Here is a 14,339-nt window from a genome sequence, read left to right as displayed (position 1 = left end):
GATTGTCGTCACCGCGCATGCACCGATCTCCGAACCCCTTCGAAGACAATGAATCACGCCGAATGCCCTGCGGCGAGCGGGTTTTTCAACAGCCTGCTAGAGCATTGTCGAGCGAAGTGGGCACCGGTTCGCGTGAAGAAAATGCGATAAAACAAAGAATTAGAGCATTTCCGAGATTCAGAGAATTGCGGAAATGCTCTAGCTCCGCGTCACCGAAGTTCGATCGTCGTCTCGACCACGTGCTGGAGCGCGGGAGCATCCTCCGAGGTCAGCGTCATGCGCAGGCGCACGCGTCCTCCTTGAGCCGTGCCGTCGCGCACGATGCGCTCGATCTCGCGTTGCGAGGTCACGCCGACCTCCTTCAGGAACTTGCGGACTGCCATATTGAAACGGTCTTCATCCATGATCTGCCTCCAAGGCGAGCCACCGCTCCGGGGGCGGGACCGCCCCGCATCATAGCGCAACGGAAGAGGTGATGCGCACCATCGCAAGGCCAGGACAGCACCGCTCCGGCCGAATGTGGTAGCACCCCACCGGAGAAAGGTACCGACAGTCAGGATAAGCGCGCGAGCAGGCCGCGAAATCCCGGCAGAAATCGCAATCCCAGCCAGCAGGCTGCGACGCCACAGATGCCGCCCGCCAGCTTGACGAGCAGATCGACCAACCGGGCATGCCGGCTCGGCGAAAGCAGCTGGAAGAATTCCAACCCGATCGTGACCACAACGACGAGCAGCAGAACGACCGCGATGCGCCGCGGATAGACAGCCGCGAACAGGAAGCCCAGAAGCCCGAAGGCCCCGAAACGTTCAAGGTGAACCGCATCGCCGATATGCGGGCGCATCTCAATCGAGGACAGAGTGACGAAGGCGATGAAGGCGAGCGTGAGCCAGGGCAGGACGCGCAGAAGTCTCTTCGGATTCATGACCTGCTCTTGAGGGGACGGGGGCGGCGAGCCGGCCTTGTCGCGCGAGCGCGCTCCCGGCGCAAGCAAGCTATCTCGCCAGCAAGCCGCGGTAGACCTGGAGCGTCTTCTGGGCAACGCTCGCCCAGCTATAGGCCTGTTCGACCTCGCGCATCCGGGCGCGTGCCTGCTCCTCGCTCGGCGGATGCGCCATCTTGGCCGCCATCGCCGTCGCCAGCGCATCGACATCCCCGAGCGGGAAATAGTCGTCGGCCGGCAGGCCGAGTTCCTTGTTGGCAGCGATGTCGCTGGCGAGGACCGGCAGGCCCGAGGCCATCGCCTCGAGCAGCGCGATCGGCATGCCCTCATGGCTCGACGGCAGCACGAAGAGCGCGGCGTTGACGAAGAGTTCCGCCAGCCTGTCGCCGGTCTGGAAGCCGGTCAGCACGACTCCGGGCACGCTCTTCGCCAGAGCCCTCACCTCACGGGAATAGGGCGTCTCGAACTCCGCGCCACCGGCCAGGACCAGACTGAAGCCCGGATCACCGCATTTTGCGAAAGCCTTGATCAGGTCGGTCTGCCGCTTCTCCGGGACGAAGCGGGCCGCCAGCAGGACATAGCGTTTCGGCTGCAGGGCGAACTCGGCGAGAATTCCGGTCTTGGCTGCAGGGCGTGCGACACTCACGCCGTTCGGCACATAGGTCACGGGCGCCGCATAGCGCTCCACCATGGCCCGCGCGACCTGGCTGGAAACCGCGATACGGCCGTGCGACAAGCGCATGCCGAAATACTCGCCGAGCTTGAGCACGCGCCGGGCGAAGCCACCCCATTTCTGGCGCTCATAGTCATAGCCGTGATGGGTGACGACCACCCTGAGGCCGAGCAACCGGGCGAGCGGAACGAACAAGGCCGGGCCGACAGCATGGATGTGCAGGATATCGGGCCGGCGCAGCGCCGCGAACCAGACGCCGAGGAAGGTATGGACGATGGCTTCGAGCGCCATCTTGCGCGGCGCCCATAGCGGGAAGATGCGAATGCCGTTCCACGAACCCGAGGCGAGATGCGGCAGATAGCGGCTGCGGCCGATGACCTCGACATCCCATCCACAGGCAGTCAATTCACCGGCGAGCATCTCGACGTGCTTCTCGACGCCGCCCTGGACATTGGGAATGCCACGCAGGCCGAGGAAGACGATCCGTCGCCGAGGCTCGGGCCTTGCCGCCGCGGAAGCCGATTTTCCAGGCGGCATCTCGATGGGAAGACTGGTCATGGTCGCCTCCGCCCGTCGCGCCCAGCAGAATCGGTGCGCGACGTTGCAAGCCAGCAGGCTTTGCAGTTTCCCCTCACAAACTCGAAAAGATCTCCCTGAGGGCCGGAAAGCTCTGCGACTCGGGAAGCATCCGACCCAAGATATAGCAGGAATACAAAAGCCGTCGGCCCAACCGCAAGCGACGCCATCGGAGTCATGCGGCTTTTTATGCGTTAACCTTTACGTCTCTGCCCAGGCATTGACTTCAACTGCCGAGCTTTCCGTAGAGATCGAGCGTCCGGTTACGATAGGCGGCAGCAGAAAACTCGCTCGCGATCCAGGCGCGCCCCGCCCGGCCCATACGCGCGCGGTCCGCGCCTGAAAGCGCCGTCAGATCCGATAGCTTCCGCGCAAGGTCCTCGACATCACCCGCGGCGGCGAGCAGACCGGTCTCGCCATCCCTGATCATCTCCGGAATGCCGCCGATGGCGGCGCCTATCACCGGGCGCCCGAGCGCATAGGCCTCGAGGATGCTGATCGGCGCATTCTCGTACCACTCCGACGGCAGGACGAGCGCCCGCGACTCCCCGATCAGGCGATGCAATTCCTGTCCCGAGAGATGCCCGACGAAGCTCGCATCCGCGCCGGTCCGGGCGACGAGCTCGCGCAGCGCCGCTTCCTCCGGCCCGGTTCCAGCGAGCACGAGCCGCTGCCCGGCAAGCGCCGCCGCCTGGATCAGCGTCGCGAGGCCCTTTTCCGGCGCCAGTCGCCCCGCGAAGACGACATAGTCGCCCTCGTCCCATTCCGGCCGATAGCTCTCCACATCGACGAAATTGGGAACATAGACCAGCTTCTCGCGCGGCCAGCCCCACTCCACCAGCTTCTCGATGTAGAAACGGCTGGGGACGACGATCCGGTCGAGCTTTTCACGGTAGAGGCCGAGTGCCCGGTGGACCATGGTCTCGACCAGGACGAGCCCGCTGAGCGCCACCGAATCCTTGATGCAGCGATGACGCAGGACGTTGTGGATCCGCCCGCCCTTGCAGTCCTCACAGACCTTGCCATCGCGCAGCATCTTGTAGGACGGGCAGGCGAGCTTCAGATCGTGCGCCGTCATCACCACCGGGATGCCGGCAGCCTTCAGGGTCGAGAAGATCGCCGGCGAGAGGTGATGATAGACATTGTGGGCATGGGCGATGGAGGGCCGCGCCTGCTCGATCAGCCGCGCGAGATTGCGCTGGGCCTCGCGCGAATAGATGATGCTGGCGGCCTGCGCGACCTTGCGCAGCGGGCTCGTGCGCCGGCCATATTCGATCTCGGAGACGAAGTACTCCGACCATGGCGAGGGCGCATTGTTCTCATGCTGCATGGCGAAGGGCACGACGTCCCAGCCGATCTGCGAGAACATCGCGATATGGTCGAAGAAGACCGCCTCGGCACCGCCGCGGCGATAGAAGTAATTGTTGATCGCCAGCAGGCGCTTCTCGGCCGGTTGTGAATGCGACACCGCCCTCTCCTTACCAGCCGAGCCGATCGAGCGCCCGGTCGACCGGCAGGACAGCGCATCCGCGCGCGACCGCATGGGCAACGAGGCGATCGAAGGTTTGGGGCGTGCAGCCATATTGCGTCGGACGCGCTGCAATGTCGTGGGTGAAGAAGACGAGCCAGCCGGGCGTCCGCGCCACCTCGTCGATCCAGCCGGTAAGGGCGCGTGCTTCCTCTTCCGGCTGGCGGATCTCGACGGCCTGCAGCATCAGGGGATCGACACGACCGCGATTGATCGCCTCGCCGGCGCCACGACAGCTGCGGAAACGACGCCGGAATTCGGAGCGGGCCGGCGGCCAGGCGGCATTGTAGGGAAAGGCGAAATTGACCGGAGGCGCGACAATCCCTGTTCCGGCGAGGTAGGCCGCATTGCGGTCGAGGTCGCCCGCCAGCTCGGCCCGGGGCATGTCCCGGACCCGGCGATGCGAGAAGGTGTGGCAGCCGACCTCATGGCCGCGCTCGGCGAGCTCCCGGCAGCCCTCCGGCCCGATCAGCACCCGCTCGGGCTCGACCTGCCCGGCGAGCCCGCCGGCAATATAGAAGGTCCCGCGAACCCCATGCCGTTCGAGGATCGCGGCGCCTTCGTGCAGGGCACTGTCGGGCACGTCGTCGAAGGTGAAGGAGACCAGCGGCGCGTCGGTTTCGAGAGCACGCCGAGGGCCGGCGAACTTCCAGATCAGGCGGTTCGCCAGCCGGTCGATCCGGCCCCCCTTGCCCCCGATCTGTTCGAACAGGCTAGGCATGTGCGACGATCCCCTGTGGCTTCGGTTCGGTTGCGGGGGTCAGCGCCGCGGAGGTTTGGAGGAAGAGCCCGTAGATCACGATCAGGAAGGTGAACCAGAGCGGATTGGCGCCCTCGAAGAACAGGCTTTCCAGGCAGGCGTGGAAAATCACGTAGAGCCAGATCCTGATGAAGAGCCGGGTGAGATGGCTGTGCTCGTTTTCCGGGTCGATGCGGGAGATATGGTAGAGCGGCAGGGCGATCAGCCAGGCCAGAGCCAGCACGAGGCCCGGAACGCCCATCATCAGGATCACTTCGAGATAGGAATTATGAGCATGGGCTGCCGCCACCGCCCAGGTCTCGACCGAACCGCCGCCGTTGACGAGCTGCGAAGTCTGCCAGAAGCCCTTCATGCCATAGCCGACCAGCGGGTTCTCGGCGATCGCCGAGAAGGCCAGGCGCCAGACATCGGCCCGGTTGGTGAAGGTCGCGTCGATGCCCAGATCCGAGACGAAATCGCCGAGCGGCCGGATGACGGCCGAGCCGATGGCGAAGAGATTGAACAGCGCGACGCCGCCGATGGCGATCGGCACGCGCAGGACGCGCACTTTCTCGAAGACCCAGGCGACGACCAGCACGGCCGGCAGCATCGCCGTTGAGGTCTTGCCACCGGTGTTGACGAGGAAAACGAAGGCCAGGCAGACGATCACGATGCCGGCCAGGCGCGACCAGACGTTCATGACGAAAAGGCCGAAGAGCGCCATGACCACCATGGCGACCGCGGCCTCGTTCTTGTGCCGGAAATGGCCGCGCCAAAGGCCGGCATTGATCTGCTCGAGCGCTTCGGAGGCCTGATGGATCGACAAGCTCGGCTTGAAAAGGATGCCGTAATAGGCGACCGACAGGACGATCAGACAGCCGATGCCGAGCAGCCTTGCGAAGTGCTTCTCGCAACGCGGCAGCAGAAGAAAGACGCTGGCATTGACGACCGAGATCACGGCCAGGACCATGCCCTTGATGCCCTGGAACGGATAGGCGGACAGGATGATCGAAACGAAGCCGAGCCAGGCGAAGATCAGCGACAGCAATACGCGCGGCTGAAGGATGATGCGACGCATCGGGTGCAGCAGGCCGAAGCCGAGCATGCAGGCGAACAACCCGAGCGACAGGAGCTGGTTTAACGCGCTCGAGGCCCGCGACGACTGAACGAGAACCGCCGCGCCGGAGAGATCGACGAAGGGGCTGAGGGTTATCCAGGAGAACAGGAACACCACCAGGAAGAGGAAGGTGCCGACGCGCGCCCGAAAGGCTTCCGGCCCACCTCCTCCTCTGTCGATCGCGTCCTCCATGCCGGGCGCCCTCAGGCGGCGGCAAGCCGCGGATCGCGCAGATAGCGCCACGCTCCGCGCGCCAGGGCGATCGCGATCCCCAGGAAAAGTCCGAGGAAGGCAGCCGCCCCGAGCAGGATCAGCGTCCGCGGCGGCCAGCTGCGCGCCTTCGGCGGCAGCGGCCGCGAGATGACGCGGACATTGCTGGTGTCGATCTGCTGGCGCTCGCCGATCTGCTGGGTGCGGGCGAGATGGGTCTCGTAGAGCGCGGCCTTGGCCCGTGCATCGCGCTGGAGGTCGCGCAGCTGGACCTGCTCCTCATTGTCGCTGAAGACGTTCGACTTCTCGTCACTCGCCTTGCCGCGCAATGTCGCGAGGTTTGAGCGCTCCCGCTCGAACTCCGCCCGCGCGCCATCAAGGATGCGCCGAGCCTCGCGTGCCAAGGCGGCCTCGATCGCCTGCTGCTCGGACAGGGCCGTAACCATCTGCGGGTGCCGCGTTCCGAACGTCGCCCTGATCGAACCGATCTGCTGCTGGAGCTGGTTGAGCTGCGCGCGCAGGCTGACCATGGTCGCGGAATCGAAGATCGCCGCGCTGGTCGTCCGCCGCTCGGCGATCGCCGCGCTCATCTGCCGGTAGCGGGTCTCCGCCTGGATGAAGCGCTGCTGGGCATCGAGCACCTGGGTGTTGAGTTCGCTCGAAAGCCGGGCGCTGACCGGCTCGCCATTGTTCAGCTGCAACCCTTTCGAACGACGGAAATCCTCGACCCGCTGCTCCGCCTCGGTGACGTTGCGGCGCAGCTCGTCCAGGCGGTTGTTGAGGTTCTTCACCACCCGGCCGGCGCTTTCGGCAGAGGATTGGAAGAGCTCCGCCTCGAAGGCATCGACGATGGCGTTCGAGATCGTCACCGCCTTCTCCGGCTCCTCGGCCCAGAATCGCATGACCACGACGAAGGATCGCTCCTCGCGCCGTGCATCGACGCGCTCCGAAAGCGCGCGCATCACGGCCAGCCGGTTGTCGCGGGCGACCTCCGCCGGCGAGATCAGGTTCCAGAGCGGCGCCAGCAGGCCCGGCTTGACGAATTCAGGATCATTGGTCAGGTCGAGCTTGTCGATCACACGCGACAGCACGTTGCGCGAGGTCAGGATCCTGAGCTTGCTCTCGACTTCCAGGAGCTGCGCGTCGCGCTGCGGGTTGGAGGTGAAGACGTCGTCCCGCACGACATTGAGGTTGGAGGGATCGATCAGGATATCGGTGTAGACGGTGTAGCGCGGCGGCGTCACCACGGCATAGAGCAGCGCGCCGACCAGGCAGACAATGATGGCGCCGATGATCCAGCCGATTCCGTCACGAAGCCAGGTGAGGACATCATCGACCCCGACACGGCCAAGCTGGCCGAGACGCGCGAGCGGGCTTTTCTCCGCGACAGCGGCAGTGCCGTCGGAACCGACCACGAAATCGGCGGCCGCCCTGGCCCCGCGACCCTGGCCGACGGGGCGAGGCGTCTGGCGCTGCTCCGACTCCTTCGGCCCGTACATTACGCTTCGCCCTCGTACGCAACTCAAGGCGGAAGAGACGCACCTGCCTCCCGCAACTCTGCCTGAGAGCTAGGCATACCCCCCTGAACATTGCGTTAATCCAGTAGGAAACACGGCAAGGACCGAATGCGGCGCCCGAGCGGTCTCACCGCGTCCTCGGGGTATTGGCCGGCATCCAGATACTGGCTGCCAAATTGTCGGGCCGGCCTGTTGCAGCCTTCCCTTGCGCTTTCCACGCCTTCCAAAATTTACCATTCCCGTGAATATCCGGCGGCGTTAACGCCTACCCTCGTCCGGCTGGTTATAATCAGGGGACAACTGGCCGAACTTTCGGAAACATCTCGGTATGTGTGGTTTTGTCGGCTATTTCGGCCCTGGCCGGGATGGGAGAGATCTCCTTGAAAGGATGACGGCCGCGATCGCCCATCGCGGCCCCGACGCGCAGGGCTTCTTCACGACTGATGATGCCGGCCTCGGCCATGCGCGGCTTTCCATCGTCGGCCTCGGCGACGGCCAGCAGCCGATGTCGGATGCATCAGGCGAACTGACGATCGCCTTCAACGGCGAAATCTTCAACTATGTCGAGCTGCGCGACGAGCTGCAGGCCAAGGGCCGCCGCTTCAGGACCGCGAGCGACACCGAAGTGATCCTGCATCTCTATGACGAGATGGGGGAGGACTGCCTCTCGCGCCTCAACGGCGATTTCGCCTTCGCGATCTGGGATGCCCGCCGCCGCCGCATGGTCCTCGCGCGCGACCGCATGGGCGTCAGGCCGCTGTTCTACACCCGCCAGGGAGAGCGCTTCTATTTCGCCTCCGAGGTCAAGGCGCTGCTCCAGGTGCCCGGGGTGAGCGCAGAGATCGATCCTGTCGCCCTCGACCAGATCTTCACGCTGTGGGCGCCGATCGCGCCGCGCACGGCCTTCCGCGACGTCTGCGAGCTCGAGCCGGCGAGCCTGATGATCGTGCAGGAAGGCGGCGTCTCGACCCGGCCCTATTGGAGCCTGGACTATCCTGACCGCGATGCACCCTCACGTCACAAGGACGAACGCGAAGCGGCCGAGGAGCTGCGCGCCCTGCTGACCGAGGCGACCCGCATCCGCATGCGGGCCGACGTTCCGGTCGGCTCCTACCTCTCGGGCGGGCTCGATTCCTCGATCACCTCGGCGCTCGCCGCCGGCATGGCGCCGGGCGGGCTCAGGACGTTCTCCGTCACCTTCGACAGCGCCGAGCATGACGAGAGCGAATTCCAGCTGGAGATGGCGCGCGCGCTCGGCACGCAGCACAGCGCGGTCGCCTGCCGCGACGGCGACATCGCCGCGGTCTTCCCCGATGTCATCCGTTTCACCGAGCGGCCGATCATCCGGACGGCTCCCGCCCCGCTGTTCAAGCTCTCCGGGCTGGTGCGCGAGGCCGGGCTGAAAGTCGTGCTGACCGGCGAGGGCGCCGACGAGGTCTTTGCCGGCTACGATATCTTCAAGGAAAACAGGGTGCGCCGCTTCTGCGCGCGCCAGCCGGGCTCGCGCATCAGGCCGCATCTCTTCCGCAAGCTCTACCCCTACCTGCCCGGCCTCAGGCAGCAATCGGCGGAGTATCTCGCCTCCTTCTTCGGCGCGAACGGCCACGCCCTTGGCGACCCGCTCTACTCGCACCGGCCACGCCTCGACGGCACGGCCGCGACCAAGCTGTTCTTCTCGGGCGATCTGCGCGCCAGCCTCGCGAATTACGACGCTGCCGACGAGATGGTCTCGCGCCTGCCGGAGGCGTTCGCGCGCTGGCATCCGCTGCATCAGGCGCAGTATCTCGAGGCCCGCTTCCTGCTGCCCGGCTACATTCTCTCAAGCCAGGGCGACCGGATGGCGATGGCGCATGGCATCGAGGGACGTTTCCCCTTCCTCGACCACCAGCTGGTCGAATTCGCGGCGAGCCTGCCGCCCGAGATGAAGCTGAAAGGCCTCGTCGAGAAGCATATCCTGCGCGAGGCGACCAAGGACCTGCTGCCACCCTCGATCGGCCAGCGCAGCAAGCAGCCCTATCGCGCTCCCGACAGCGCCTCCTTCGTCGGCGCCGGTGCCGCCGACTATGTCGATGCAGCGCTCGGCGAGGCCGAGATCGGCGCGAGTGGCCTCTTCAACCCGAAAGCGGTGGCGAAACTGCACGAGAAGTGCCGCACGCGTCCCGCCTCCGGCTTCCGCGACAATGCGGCCTTCGTCGGCATCCTGTCGACGCAGCTCTGGCTCAAGACCTTCACCGGTGCCGACAGCCAGAGTTCGAAGGCCGCCTGACATCATCTTCAGAAAAGGAACTGACATGAGCGATACGATCAGGGACGCGGTGAAGGCCTTCGTCATCGAGAATTTTCTGTTCGGCGACACCGGCAATCCGCTCGCCGACACAGACTCGCTGATCGAGAACGGCATCATCGACTCCACCGGCGTGCTCGAGCTCGTCGCCTTCATCGAGGATCGCTACGGCATCACCGTCGCCGACGCCGACATCATGCCGGCCAATTTCGATTCTCTCGCGCGCATCACGGCCTTCATCACCGCGAAGACCGCGGCGCCCGCGTCGGCGTAACAGGCAGGGCGGGATACCGGGCAGATGCGCGTCGAGCACTTCGTCATCAACAGCGCCAGAGCGCATGGCACCAAGACCGCGCTGGTCACCGACCGCAAGCGGCTGAGCTATGCAGAGCTCGACGCGCTTTCCAGCCGGCTCGCCACGGCGCTTGCCGCCAACGACGTGAGGCGCGGCGACCGCGTGCTCGTCTTCATGGACAATTGCTGGGAAGCGGCCGTCTCGATCTTCGCGATCTTGAAGGCCGGCGCGACCTTCAGCCCGATCAATTCCTCCACCAAGGCCGACAAGCTCGCCTACATCATCGACGATTGCGAGGCCGCCGCGATCCTGACACAGGCACGGCTGATGCCGGTCGTGACGCAGGCGCGCGCTGCGAGTACCGGCCGGCGGCTCTTCGTCGCCGCGGCGCAGGTCGCTCCCGGCCAGGCGATCGAAGGCGCGGCAGATTTCGAGGCGTGCCTGACGGCCGAGCCTACCCCGGTCGCGCATGGCGGGATCGACATCGATCTCGCCATGCTGATCTACACCTCGGGCTCCACCGGCCGCCCCAAGGGCGTGATGATGACCCACCGCAACATCGATGCGGCAGCGGAGTCGATCACCACCTATCTGCAGAACACGCCGGGCGACATCATCCTCAACGTGCTGCCGCTGGCCTTCGACTACGGGCTCTACCAGCTGCTGATGGCGATGCGGCTCGGCGCGACCCTCGTCCTCGAGAAGTCGTTCGCCTTCCCGCAGGCGATCTTCGAGCGCATCCGCACCGAGAAGGTCACCGGCTTCCCGCTGGTGCCGACCATGGCGGCGCTGATCCTGCAGATGCGCGATCTCGAACCCGGCTTCCTGCCGAGCCTGCGCTACATCTCCAACACCGCCGCGGCACTGCCGCCGGTCCATATCGCCCGGCTGCGCGAGCTTCTCCCAGGCGTGCGGGTCTATTCGATGTACGGGCTCACCGAGTGCAAGCGCTGTACCTACCTGCCGCCGGAAGAGCTCGACCGCCGGCCGGGCTCGGTCGGCATCGCCATCCCGAACACCGAAGCGCTCGTCGTCGACGATGACGGCAATCGGGTGCCCCCGGGCGTCGCCGGCGAGCTCGTCATCCGCGGCCCGCATGTCATGCAGGGCTACTGGCGCAACGACGCCGCGACCACGCAGATGCTGCGCCCGGGTCCCCATCCTTGGGAGAAGCGGCTGCATACCGGCGATCTCTTCCAGACCGACGCGGACGGTTTCCTCTATTTTGTCGGCCGCAAAGACGACATCATCAAGACGCGCGGCGAGAAGGTCGCTCCCAAGGAGGTCGAGACCGTCCTTCACGCCCATCCCGGCATCGCGGAAGCCGTGGTGATGGGCGTCGCCGATCCGGTACTCGGCCATGCCATCGCGGCACTCGTGGTCCGTTCGGACGAGAGTCTGAGCGAACGCGACATCATCCGCCATTGCGCCGCCCATCTCGAGGACTTCATGGTACCGAAGATCGTGGAATTCCGCAGCGAGCTGCCGAAGACCGACACCGGCAAGGTCAGCCGCAGGCTGGCCGCCGAAACGCTGGGAGCAGCGGAATGAACATCGCCCCTGTCCCCAAGAGCGTCGCCTTCTCGGCAGAGACGCTGAAGATCGACGGCGCGGCCGAGATCGAACGGATCGTCGCCGGCCTGCGCACGCAATTGCGCGGCATGCGCAAGCGGGGGCTGGTTCTCGGCCTGTCCGGCGGCATCGATTCCAGCGTCTCGGTGGCGCTGGCGGTGCGCGCGGTCGGCGCCAAGAACGTCTTCTGCCTGTTCATGCCGGAGAACGATTCCGATCCCGAGAGCCTCAGGCTCGGCCGGCTGGTCGCCGAGACCTTCGGCGTCGCGGCGGTGGTCGAGGATATCGGGCCGAGCCTGCAGGCCATGGGCTGCTATGAGCGGCGCGACGGCTTCATCCGCGAGCTGGTGCCGGAATACGGGGCGGGCTGGGCCTCGAAGATCGTCATCGCCAATTCGCTCGCCGGCGAAGGCTACAACATCTCCTCGCTGGTGGTGCAGGATCCCGCCGGCAACCGGACGAAGCTGCGCATGCCGCCCGCCGTCTATCTCGGCATCGTCGCCGCCACCAACATGAAGCAGCGCACCCGCAAGCAGATCGAGTACTACCATGCCGACCGGCTGAACTTCGCCGTGCTCGGCACGCCGAACCGGCTGGAATACGACCAGGGTTTCTTCGTCAAGAACGGCGACGGAGCGGCGGATGTGAAGCCGATCGCGCATCTCTACAAGAGCCAGGTCTATGCGCTCGCCGCCGATCTCGGCATCCCCGAGGAAATCCGCCGCCGGCCACCGACCACCGACACCTATTCGCTCGAACAGACGCAGGAGGAGTTCTACTTCTCCCTGCCCTATGACCGCATGGATCTGTGCCTTTACGGGCTCAACAACGGCCTCTCGGCCGAACAGGTCGGCGCTGCGACGAAGCTGAGCACGGTCGAGGTCGAGCGCGTCTTTGCCGACATCGCCGCCAAGCGACGGGCGACGCGCTATCTGCATCTCGAACCGCAACTGGTCGAGCCGGTGGCGGAGATCGCAGGCTGAGACCGGAACCGCCGGCTCGGGTGATCTCCGTGTCGGCCCTGCGCCCTACTCGAAGCGTCCGCCGACCAGCCGGCTCCAATTCTCGCCCGCGAGGCCGTTGAAGAAGCCCTGGCCGGCCCGGAAGGGGGCGACCAGCGCCTGCTCGCGCGCATGCACGACAGTCGAGGCGAGATGGGTGAAGGCGATGCGACGCCCCAGCATCGCCTCCAGCAGGGCTGGCTGCGTGCGGCCGCGCAATCCAGCGGCGCCGCGCCTTGCCGCATCGCCGATCAGGCAGTCGATCACGGGCCCCGCCTGACCCGGCACCGCGAGGATCTGCAGCACCTGGGCGATGCGGCCCGGGCGCAGATGGTAGAAGAAGGCCCCGATCGGCGCCCCGCCTGGTGTCGAGACCGAGGCGAGCACCACTTCGCCATGCTCCGGCTTGCCGGCGGCTTCGGCGATGATGTGGGCGAGCTGCTCGGCGCTCCAGTCCGGGCGAAGCGCGAATTGCCGGGTCAGCGGCTCGACGAGGCCCGTAAAGCCGGCCTGATCGATCTCGGCGACCTTGAGGCCGCCCTTGACGGTCCAGCTCTCCGGCACGCCGGACCAGCGCAGGTCGTTCTCCTGCATCTTCCCGCGCAGACGGCGATCGACGAGCCCGGCGAGCGGGGATAGCAGCCGCGCCGCGCCGACCCGGCCGGACGCCAGCGCGAGCATGAAGGCCGAGGGCCGGATGATGCGGACCCAGTCGAGACTGTATTGCGGCAGCGCCACGCCGCGCAGCTTCGTCCACATCTGGGCAGAGACCTCGCTCGCCGTCTCGCTGAAGGAGAGGTCCTGCGGCCCGGCCAGGAAGGTCTTGAGGAGCCTGGCGCCGGCCATCGGGTCGCTACCCCGGCGTTCGACCATCAGCGACCCACAGATCGCGGCCCGCAGCGTACGGCCTGCATGGGTCATCGGCAGCGCGTTGACGCCGATGAAACCAGAAATATCACCCTCGCCGGAGACATGGACCAGCGGCCTGATCTCGGGGTCGCAACCCGGCGCTTCGAGGTAATGGCGTGTCAGATAGGTGGCGAGCGCCGCCGGCGGCGGCGCATCGCTGTTGCGGAACACGCGCTGGAAGAGCCCTGCGACCGCCGGAATATCGGCTGCCTCCAGGGGACGAACCAGACTCATGCCGACCGCCCCGCCACCTCGCCGGAGACCGGCTCGGCAACGAGCTTGCGGACGAGCGCGACCCGCGGCGTTCCGGCCTCGTTCTGGGCGAAGCGCACGGGCTCGTAAGCCTTGGCGCGGGCGATCAGCGCCGCCGCCTGGCGGTCCTGGCCTTCGCCGAACTCGAACAGCAGCCAGCCACCCGGTTTCAGGAAGGGAACGGCATCGCGGATCACGCGCTGATGGATCGAGATGCCGTAGGGCCCTCCGTCGAAGGCCTCGCGCGGCTCCGCCGCGAGCAGATGCGCGCTCTCGCCCTCGAGGCGGCCAGTCGAGATATAGGGGGGATTGCAGACGATCATGTCCACGCTGCCGGCGGGCCCATCCTGCGCCAGGGCATCGAACAGATCGCCCTGCCGGATCGCGACCCGATCCTGCACCGCAAGGCGCTCGGCGTTACGGCGGGCGAGCGCGACCGTGCTGTCGGTCAGGTCCGCCCCCCAGACACGGGCCGAAGAGACTTCGGTCGCGATCGACAAAGCGAGATTGCCGGAGCCGCAGCACATGTCGATCACCGTCTGGCCGGGCGGATTCTCGCGCAGGATCGCGACGGCGCGTGCCCCGAGCAGCTCGGTTTCCTGCCGTGGCACGAGGACATCGGGCGCGAGCTCCAGCTCGATATTCATGAAGCGCTGCATGCGAGGCCCGTTCCGGCCCATAGGATCGACTGCTTGGCCCGACATCGGGACTCCTTCCGTCGCTGGA

The 14,339-nt window shown here is 66.2% G+C and carries 13 protein-coding genes; 4 read left to right on the top strand and 9 right to left on the bottom strand.

The features are described from left to right. Positions 1 to 209: 209 nt before the first annotated feature. The 7 genes from ACFPOB_RS12740 to ACFPOB_RS12710 form a co-directional block, all read right to left on the bottom strand. On the bottom strand, positions 210 to 404 hold the full coding sequence (locus ACFPOB_RS12740) for a DUF6494 family protein (protein WP_316016409.1): 195 nt from the start codon (positions 402 to 404) through the stop codon (positions 210 to 212). Between the two features lie 149 nt (positions 405 to 553). Further along, on the bottom strand, positions 554 to 922 hold the full coding sequence (locus ACFPOB_RS12735; RefSeq protein ID WP_377798822.1) for a VanZ family protein: 369 nt from the start codon (positions 920 to 922) through the stop codon (positions 554 to 556). A gap of 70 nt (positions 923 to 992) precedes the next feature. Then, the gene (locus ACFPOB_RS12730) at positions 993 to 2,150 is read right to left on the bottom strand and encodes a glycosyltransferase family 4 protein (protein WP_377798825.1); all 1,158 of its coding nucleotides are present in this window, start codon (positions 2,148 to 2,150) and stop codon (positions 993 to 995) included. A gap of 265 nt (positions 2,151 to 2,415) precedes the next feature. After that, positions 2,416 to 3,657, bottom strand: a complete 1,242-nt coding sequence (locus tag ACFPOB_RS12725) for a glycosyltransferase family 4 protein (protein ID WP_377798821.1) — start codon at positions 3,655 to 3,657, stop codon at positions 2,416 to 2,418. A gap of 10 nt (positions 3,658 to 3,667) precedes the next feature. Next, positions 3,668 to 4,438, bottom strand: coding sequence for a polysaccharide deacetylase family protein (locus ACFPOB_RS12720; RefSeq protein ID WP_377798819.1), 771 nt, complete (start codon positions 4,436 to 4,438; stop codon positions 3,668 to 3,670). After that, positions 4,431 to 5,765: an O-antigen ligase family protein gene (locus ACFPOB_RS12715; RefSeq protein ID WP_377798817.1), complete on the bottom strand. Its 1,335-nt coding sequence runs from the start codon at positions 5,763 to 5,765 to the stop codon at positions 4,431 to 4,433. The genes ACFPOB_RS12720 and ACFPOB_RS12715 overlap by 8 nt, the downstream gene beginning before the upstream one ends. 11 nt (positions 5,766 to 5,776) lie before the next feature. Continuing rightward, positions 5,777 to 7,282: a GumC family protein gene (locus ACFPOB_RS12710; RefSeq protein WP_377798816.1), complete on the bottom strand. Its 1,506-nt coding sequence runs from the start codon at positions 7,280 to 7,282 to the stop codon at positions 5,777 to 5,779. 346 nt (positions 7,283 to 7,628) lie between these two features. Here ACFPOB_RS12710 and asnB point away from each other — a divergent pair, with 346 nt between their 5' ends. The 4 genes from asnB to nadE are packed head-to-tail and all read left to right on the top strand — an operon-like array spanning position 7,629 to position 12,434. After that, a complete protein-coding gene (gene asnB / locus ACFPOB_RS12705) occupies positions 7,629 to 9,566 on the top strand; it encodes an asparagine synthase (glutamine-hydrolyzing) (protein WP_377798814.1) in 1,938 nt (645 codons plus the stop codon). Positions 9,567 to 9,591: 25 nt separating this feature from the next. Continuing rightward, entirely contained in the window at positions 9,592 to 9,858 is a 267-nt protein-coding gene (locus ACFPOB_RS12700) for an acyl carrier protein (RefSeq protein ID WP_377798813.1), read from the top strand. 24 nt (positions 9,859 to 9,882) lie between these two features. Beyond that, complete coding sequence (locus tag ACFPOB_RS12695) at positions 9,883 to 11,430, top strand: class I adenylate-forming enzyme family protein (protein WP_377798812.1); 1,548 nt, start codon at positions 9,883 to 9,885, stop codon at positions 11,428 to 11,430. Further along, positions 11,427 to 12,434: an NAD(+) synthase gene (nadE, locus tag ACFPOB_RS12690; protein WP_377798811.1), complete on the top strand. Its 1,008-nt coding sequence runs from the start codon at positions 11,427 to 11,429 to the stop codon at positions 12,432 to 12,434. The genes ACFPOB_RS12695 and nadE overlap by 4 nt, the downstream gene beginning before the upstream one ends. Before the next feature lie 45 nt (positions 12,435 to 12,479). Here the strand turns inward: nadE and ACFPOB_RS12685 are convergent, their stop codons facing one another. Beyond that, the gene (locus tag ACFPOB_RS12685; RefSeq protein WP_377798810.1) at positions 12,480 to 13,595 is read right to left on the bottom strand and encodes a hypothetical protein; all 1,116 of its coding nucleotides are present in this window, start codon (positions 13,593 to 13,595) and stop codon (positions 12,480 to 12,482) included. Then, complete coding sequence (locus ACFPOB_RS12680) at positions 13,592 to 14,317, bottom strand: N5-glutamine methyltransferase family protein (RefSeq protein ID WP_377798809.1); 726 nt, start codon at positions 14,315 to 14,317, stop codon at positions 13,592 to 13,594. Before ACFPOB_RS12680 ends, ACFPOB_RS12685 begins: the two co-directional genes overlap by 4 nt. Between the last annotated feature and the right edge of the window lie 22 nt (positions 14,318 to 14,339).

Source organism: Allobosea eneae (assembly GCF_042657265.1).
GTDB lineage: Bacteria > Pseudomonadota > Alphaproteobacteria > Rhizobiales > Beijerinckiaceae > Allobosea > Allobosea eneae.
The sequence above is the reverse complement of the archived record's forward strand: the minus strand, read 5'-3'. Positions and strand labels throughout refer to the sequence as shown.